This is a genomic window from Allokutzneria sp. NRRL B-24872, from assembly GCF_002155965.1.
Taxonomy (GTDB): Bacteria; Actinomycetota; Actinomycetes; order Mycobacteriales; family Pseudonocardiaceae; genus Allokutzneria.
In genome coordinates this window covers 1-6344 of the sequence record NZ_MUMH01000263.1, presented here as the reverse complement: position 1 = coordinate 6344, position 6344 = coordinate 1, and the positions used below count along the sequence as shown (strand labels likewise).

Annotated in this window: 8 protein-coding genes; 5 read left to right on the top strand and 3 right to left on the bottom strand. The window is 68.5% G+C overall.

Annotated features, from left to right (window positions below; all coding sequences use genetic code 11):
• Nucleotides 1-183 precede the first annotated feature (183 nt).
• Nucleotides 184-585: a DUF5318 domain-containing protein gene (locus tag CCN37_RS37190; RefSeq protein ID WP_168201041.1), complete on the bottom strand. Its 402-nt coding sequence runs from the start codon at nt 583-585 to the stop codon at nt 184-186.
• Between the two features lie 155 nt (nt 586-740).
• On the opposite strand from CCN37_RS37190, the gene CCN37_RS37185 reads away from it, so the two are divergent.
• Complete coding sequence (locus CCN37_RS37185) at nt 741-1268, top strand: PadR family transcriptional regulator (protein WP_086830093.1); 528 nt, start codon at nt 741-743, stop codon at nt 1266-1268.
• 20 nt (nt 1269-1288) lie between these two features.
• Nucleotides 1289-2380: an inositol-3-phosphate synthase gene (locus tag CCN37_RS37180; RefSeq protein WP_086830091.1), complete on the top strand. Its 1092-nt coding sequence runs from the start codon at nt 1289-1291 to the stop codon at nt 2378-2380.
• 61 nt (nt 2381-2441) lie between these two features.
• Here the strand turns inward: CCN37_RS37180 and CCN37_RS37175 are convergent, their stop codons facing one another.
• Nucleotides 2442-3116 carry a type 1 glutamine amidotransferase domain-containing protein gene (locus CCN37_RS37175; RefSeq protein ID WP_086830089.1) on the bottom strand — a complete coding sequence of 225 codons (675 nt, stop codon included), beginning with the start codon at nt 3114-3116 and terminating at the stop codon, nt 2442-2444.
• Between the two features lie 94 nt (nt 3117-3210).
• On the opposite strand from CCN37_RS37175, the gene CCN37_RS37170 reads away from it, so the two are divergent.
• The 3 genes from CCN37_RS37170 (at nt 3211) to CCN37_RS37160 (ending at nt 5384) form a co-directional block, all read left to right on the top strand.
• Nucleotides 3211-4065 carry a LysR family transcriptional regulator gene (locus CCN37_RS37170; protein WP_086830087.1) on the top strand — a complete coding sequence of 285 codons (855 nt, stop codon included), beginning with the start codon at nt 3211-3213 and terminating at the stop codon, nt 4063-4065.
• A 15-nt stretch (nt 4066-4080) separates the two neighbouring features.
• A complete protein-coding gene (gene bla / locus CCN37_RS37165; protein ID WP_086830085.1) occupies nt 4081-4986 on the top strand; it encodes a class A beta-lactamase in 906 nt (301 codons plus the stop codon).
• Between the two features lie 92 nt (nt 4987-5078).
• Nucleotides 5079-5384, top strand: coding sequence for a DUF6355 family natural product biosynthesis protein (locus CCN37_RS37160; RefSeq protein WP_086830083.1), 306 nt, complete (start codon nt 5079-5081; stop codon nt 5382-5384).
• Between the two features lie 25 nt (nt 5385-5409).
• On the opposite strand, the gene CCN37_RS37155 is transcribed toward CCN37_RS37160, so the two are convergent.
• Entirely contained in the window at nt 5410-6213 is an 804-nt protein-coding gene (locus CCN37_RS37155) for a hypothetical protein (protein ID WP_086830079.1), read from the bottom strand.
• Nucleotides 6214-6344 lie beyond the last annotated feature (131 nt).

Sequence of the window (6344 nt, the reverse complement as noted above, 5' to 3'; positions counted from 1 at the left end):
CTCCAGAAGCCGGTGCTCTCGTTCGGCTGTTCCGGACCAGGGTTGGACCCGCGCCCTCCGCCGTCGGGTCGGTTGCGCTCGTCGTTCACGACTCAGCCTCCAGAAGACCGGCGCCACCCGTCGTGGGCACCGCTCGGTCGTGGTTCTCCGTTCCCCCGTGGGACTCCTGCACCGCGAGTCGGCTCACTCCGCCGCTGTCCTGCGACGCGACGGGCTGGGCAGACCACGCGTCCCCAGGACGTATGACTGCACCAGGTGGTTCCAACAGCAGGTGCGGCACACTTCAACCACGTAGACGGTGAACTCCTCGTACAGGGTTGCCAGCTTCGCCAGTTCCTCCGCCGTGCGGGCGGAACCGGCGGCGTGCTTGAGCTCGTCGCCGTAGACCCAGGCGACGTGCGTCAGCTGCTCCTTGCGGCACACCGGGCAGGTGGTGGTGCTCGGCTGCCCGTGGAACTTCGCCGCCCTCACCAGGTAAGGGCTGGCGTCGCACACCTCCGCGACCCCCGTGCGGCCCGCGTAGACCTCAGCGAGCAGCGCTCGGCGCTGCAACGCGTAGTCCACGATCTGCCGCTGGGTTTGCACCCCATCAGCGTACGTGCCGACCCTGTGAACGCACCTGATCCGTTCAGGGCAGCGCGAAGGTGCGGCTGGTCAGAACGGACGTGTCGGCTGAATCACGTCCGCGAGCACTATATCGGCTCGATATAGTCGATCCGGCGCCCCCGAGGAGGTCGGAGATGCTGGAGCTCGCTGTGCTCGGCCTGCTGCACCGACACCCGATGCACGGCTACGAGCTGCGCAGACAGCTGTGCGGGTTGCTGTGCGGGCAGCGCTCGTTCTCCTTCGGCTCGCTCTACCCGGCACTGCGCAGGCTGCACCGGGCAGGGCTCGTCGTCGAGGGCAACGCCGGGGACGGGGACGGGAATTCCCGGAACAGGAAGGTGTACGACCTCACGCCGCTCGGGCGGGAGCACTTCGCCGGTCTGCTCGCCGATGACGGCAGGCAGGCGTGGGAGGACGAGTGCTTCGTCGTGCGGCTGGCGTTCTTCACGCGGACACCGGCGTCCGTGCGGCTGCGCGTGCTGCGCGGACGCAGGCAGTGGCTGGCCGACCGGGCGGACGGGCTGCGGGCGGCGCTTGCCCGTACTTCCGGTCACGACGACCACTACGCCCGTGAACTGCACGAACTGAGCCTGGACAGCACCGAACGGGAAGTGCTGTGGCTCGACGGACTCATCGCGCGCGAGTGCGCGAACCAGGACTGACAACTAGGAGGAACCCGGTCATGGGCGGAGACCGCAACACGGTGCGGGTGGCCATCGTCGGCGTCGGGAACTGCGCGGCGTCGTTGGTGCAGGGAGTGCACTACTACCGGGACGCCGAGCCCGACGCCCGCGTTCCCGGGCTGATGCACGTGCGCTTCGGCGACTACCACGTGCGGGACGTGGAGTTCGTCGCCGCCTTCGACGTCGACGCCAAGAAGGTCGGGCGCGACCTCTCCGAGGCGATCGTGGCCAGCGAGAACAACACGGTGAAGATCTGCGACGTGCCGCCGCTGGGCATCGCGGTGCAGCGCGGGCACACGCTGGACGGCCTCGGCCGCTACTACCGGGAGACGATCACCGAGTCCGACGAGGAGCCGGTGGACATCGCCGCGGCGCTGCGCGCGGCCGAGGTGGACGTGCTGGTCTCCTACCTGCCGGTGGGTTCGGAGGCGGCGAGCCGCTTCTACGCGCAGTGCGCCATCGACGCCGGGGTCGCCTACGTCAACGCGCTGCCGGTGTTCATCGCCTCCGACCCGGAGTGGGCGGAGAAGTTCCGCGCCGCGGGCGTGCCGATCGTCGGCGACGACATCAAGTCCCAGGTCGGTGCCACGATCACGCACCGCGTGCTGGCCAAGCTCTTCGAGGACCGCGGCGTCGTCGTGGACCGCACGATGCAGCTCAACGTCGGCGGCAACATGGACTTCAAGAACATGCTGGAGCGCGACCGCCTGGAGTCCAAGAAGATCTCCAAGACGCAGGCGGTCACCTCGCAGCTGGAGCACGACCTCGGCGCCCAGAACGTCCACATCGGACCGTCGGACTACGTCGCGTGGCTGGACGACCGCAAGTGGGCCTACGTGCGGCTGGAGGGCAGGGCGTTCGGCGACGTGCCGCTGAACCTGGAGTACAAGCTGGAGGTCTGGGACTCGCCCAACTCCGCAGGCGTGATCATCGACGCGATCCGCGCCGCGAAGATCGCCATGGACCGCGGGGTCGGCGGCCCGATCCTGTCGGCGTCCTCGTACTTCATGAAGTCCCCGCCGGAGCAGTACTCGGACTCGGTGGCCCGCGAGCGGGTCGAGCAGTTCATCCGGGGTGAGATCGAGCGCTGAGCCTTCCGGGGCACCGAGCCGATCCGGGGCGCAACGGTTTCTCGTTGCGCCCCTTGGCTTTTCAGCCTTTCAGCGCGGAGAGCACGCCCTGCGCGGTCCCGGTCGCCGACGCCGGGTTCTGCCCGGTCACCAGCCGCCCGTCGCGGACCACGTTCGAGGCGAAGTCCGGGGCGACGTGGTAGCGCGCGCCCAGCTCCTCCAGCTTGGTCTGGAGCAGGAACGGCACGATGTGGGTGGCCCCGGCCGCCTCCTCCTCGGAGTTGGTGAAGCCGGTGATGTCCTTGCCCGCCACCAGGGGCGTGCCGTCGGAGAGGACCAGCGGCACCAGCCCGGCCGGACCGTGGCAGACCGCGGCGACCACGCCACCGTTCTCGTAGATGTCCCTGCCGAGCTCAGCCAGGTCGGCGTCGGTGGGGAAGTCCCACATGGTGCCGTGGCCACCGGCGTAGAAGATCGCGTCGTAGTCGGCCGCGTTCAGCTCGGCGGCCTTCGGGGTGGCCGCGAGCCGCGCGCCCTCGCTCTCCAGGAACAGCCGCTGCACCTCGTCGTCGGCGTCGTAGCCGGAGGTCGGCGGGTTCCCGCCCTTGACGGAGACGTAGTCGACCTCGTAGCCGGCGAGCCGGAACACCTGCCACGGGTGCGCGGCCTCCGGTACGTAGTAGCCGGTCGGGTTGCCGGTATCGCCGAGCTTGTCGTGGCTGGTCAGAGCGATCAGCACCCTGTTGGTGCGAGCCATGGGATTGCCTCCTGAGCTGGTTGTGCGGCCAGGCTAGGTCGGGATACCCATTAGCCACCAATAGTCTGGATGCGCTCCAGGCATAATCTGTTTTATGGATCTGGGACAGCTGCGCACGTTCGGCGCCGTGTACCGCGCGGGGTCGCTCACCGCGGCGGCCACGGTGCTCGGCATCACCCAGCCCGCGGTGAGCGTGCAGGTGAAGGCGCTGGAGGAGCGGTTGGGGCGGCCGCTGTTCCGCAGGCTGCCCCGGGGCGTCGCACCGACCGCGTTCGCCGACGAGCTGGCACGGCGGGTGGGCCCGCACCTCGACGCCCTGGCCGGGGTGGAGTTGGAGCTGACCCGCGAGGAGTTCGCCAGGACCGTCCGGCTCGGCGGCCCGGCCGAGGCGATGTCGGTGCTCGTCCTGCCCGCGCTGAGCGGCCTGGTCCGGCGCGGGCTGCGGCTGCGCGTCGGTCTCGGCCTGGCCGACGACCTGCTGGTCGACCTCGCGGAGGGGCGGCTCGACCTGGTGCTGTCCTCGGTCCGGCCGCGCCGCAAGGGCTTGGTGGTGACCCCGTTGGCCGACGAGGAGTTCGTGCTCGTCGCCGCCGCGGGCGCGGAGTTCCCGGACCTGGCGGCGGCGCCGATGTTGGCTTACGCGGAGGAGCTGCCGATGGTCCGGCGCTACTGGCGCACGGTCTTCGGCGGCCCGCCACCGCACAACGCCGCCGTGGTCGTGCCCGATCTGCGTGGACTGCTCGCCGCGGTGCTCGCCGGAGCTGGGATCACCGTGCTGCCGAAGTACCTGTGCGCGGCTGAGCTGGAGTCGGGCGAGCTGGTCCTGCTGCATGATCCCGATGAGCCGCCCATCAACACCCTCTACCTGGCCACCCGCTCGGACCAGGCCCGCCTGCCGCACATCCGCGCGGTGACCGAAACCCTCACCGCAGCCGCCAAGCACTGGTAGCTACATTCGGGAGTCATGGCGATCACCACGCGTCGCGCGTTCCTCACCGCGGCGGCGCTCCTGCCGTTGGCCGCGTGCTCCCAGGCAGAGAAGCCCGCTCCTCCAGCGCCACCCGCCGCCACCACCACGTCTGCCGCGCCCCCGGTGAATGACGCGCTGCTCGAACTGGAGCAGAAGTTCGGCGCGCGTCTGGGCGTCTACGCAATGGCGACCGGAACTGGCAAGACCCTCGCGCACCGGGCCGATGAGCGGTTCGCCTTCTGCTCGACCTTCAAAGGCCTGGCCTCGGCGGCAGTTCTGCACCACAACCCGATTTCACACCTGGACACGGTCGTCAAGTACACCAGGGACGACGTGCTGAAGAACGCCACGATCACGCCGAAGCACATCGCGACGGGAATGACTATCCGCGACCTCTGCGACGCCGCTGTGCGCTACAGCGACGGCACTGCGGGAAATCTCCTGCTCCGCGACCTCGGCGGGCCCGCGAAGCTGACCGAATACCTGCGCGGACTCGGTGACACCGTGACGCGGATGGACCGGATCGAACCCGCCATCACCGAAGCCACTCCCGGAGATCCACGTGACACCACGTCTCCGCGCGCGATCGGCACGACATACCAGAAACTCGTGATCGGCGACGCGCTTCCGCAGGAAAAGCGCGCGTTCCTGCGGGATCTGATGGAGCGCAACACCACCGGAGCGCAGCGCATTCGCGCCGGTGTTCCGCGCGGGTGGACCATCGCCGACAAGACCGGGACCGGCGACTACGGCACCGCCAATGACATCGGCATTCTGTGGCCGCCGAACTCCGCCCCGATCGTCCTCGCGCTCATGTCGAGCAAGCCGACCAAGGACGCCGAGTACAACCAGGCCCTCCTCGCCGAAGCCACATCGGTGGTCCTCGCCAAGATCGCGTGATTCACACTTACTTGAAGCGATTTTGTCGCGAATCGTCGCACTGGGAAGGATGACCGCCTGTCCCCCTGCACTCCCAAGACGAGGAAATTGTCGTGAAGAAGCGAATTCTGGGCCTGGCCGCCGCTGCGCTGACCATCGCGGGCACGCTCGGCGGCACCATGGTCGTCACCAGCGGAGTCGCCTCCGCCCGCTCCTGCGGCCACACGAGCGAAGGTTTCGGCCCCTGGACCACGCACTACTACAAGCACTGCGGCGCGGGCCACGTCTGGGTGGACATCACCGTCAACCACGCGGTTCAGCCGAGCACCTGCGTCGCCCCGAACGAGGAGCGGAACCTCGGCAGGAACGTCACGAAGGCGCACTCGACCGGTGTCCCCTGCGGTCCCAGCGCATGGTGAGCTAGCGGGACCAAGAACTCTCTGGTCAGAACGGCAACATCAGGCGCGCTCTGCGGCGACGCCATTCGACGAAGTCGTCGAGCTCCCGGCGAAGGCCCGGGTCGGAAATGTTGTGCCGATGGGCTGACGCCACGTCGATGAGGAGCTTGTTCGTGCGCGTCAGCGCCGCGCTCCGGCTGGTCGGCAGTGCGTCGAGGCAGTCGCGCACCAATTCGTCGGCGGACGGCAGTTCTTCACGCAGCTCGGCGTAGCGCTGAGGTTGCCAGTCCTGGAGATTGGCAACCTCAGCGGCCTTGTCGATCGCGTTCGCTTGGCGCTGCCGCGTCTCGGCGTGCGCGTACCCCGTCGGCGAGGTGATCTTCGAGATGTGGCCGAGTTCGTACTCGTAGTAGCCGTTGTCGATGAGGACCATGACCGTCACGCCGGATTCCGGCTGCAGATAGGTCTGGTAGTCGTCATCGCGCGTGGTCGGAACGAGGGAGACGCCCCTGCGGTCGAGTTCCGGCTTGAGTTCGGCGAAGTGCAGCGGTCGCTTGAACGGGGACAGCCCGTAGCGCGAGCGAACGGCCTTGCTGATGAACCGTGCATCAAGCCCGCCGAAGCGGTCCGCCTGGACGGTGAAGTGGTGTCCTTGGTAGCCGGGGGCGCTGGGGCGCTTCAGCCAGAAGATCTCCAGGAATCCGTAGACGTGCCAGAAGTTCTCGGAGAACCGGTTCTCACCGGTGTTCGCCCCGAAAACGTCGGCGGCGACGTCCGGACCCAGGTTCGCGTCGACTCCGAGAACCGTGCCCGTCTCGATGACGTCCGCGAAGATGCCAACCCTGCTCACGCCCGGAACTATTACCCAAGGCATCGCGCACAGCCACCGCATTTCGCCACGTTTCGCGAATCGTCAGAGTGACGACCTAGGCGGCCAGGGCGGGGGCGTCGAGGGCGTCGGGGACCTGGTGTGGGCGGGAG

What these genes read in the sequence shown, in the direction of transcription:
- CCN37_RS37185 (WP_086830093.1), top strand. Translation starts at nt 741, where the DNA reads ATGCTGGAGCTCGCTGTGCTCGGCCTGCTGCACCGACACCCGATGCAC.
- CCN37_RS37180 (WP_086830091.1), top strand. Translation starts at nt 1,289, where the DNA reads ATGGGCGGAGACCGCAACACGGTGCGGGTGGCCATCGTCGGCGTCGGG.
- CCN37_RS37175 (WP_086830089.1), bottom strand. Translation starts at nt 3,116, where the DNA reads ATGGCTCGCACCAACAGGGTGCTGATCGCTCTGACCAGCCACGACAAG.
- CCN37_RS37170 (WP_086830087.1), top strand. Translation starts at nt 3,211, where the DNA reads ATGGATCTGGGACAGCTGCGCACGTTCGGCGCCGTGTACCGCGCGGGG.
- bla (WP_086830085.1), top strand. Translation starts at nt 4,081, where the DNA reads ATGGCGATCACCACGCGTCGCGCGTTCCTCACCGCGGCGGCGCTCCTG.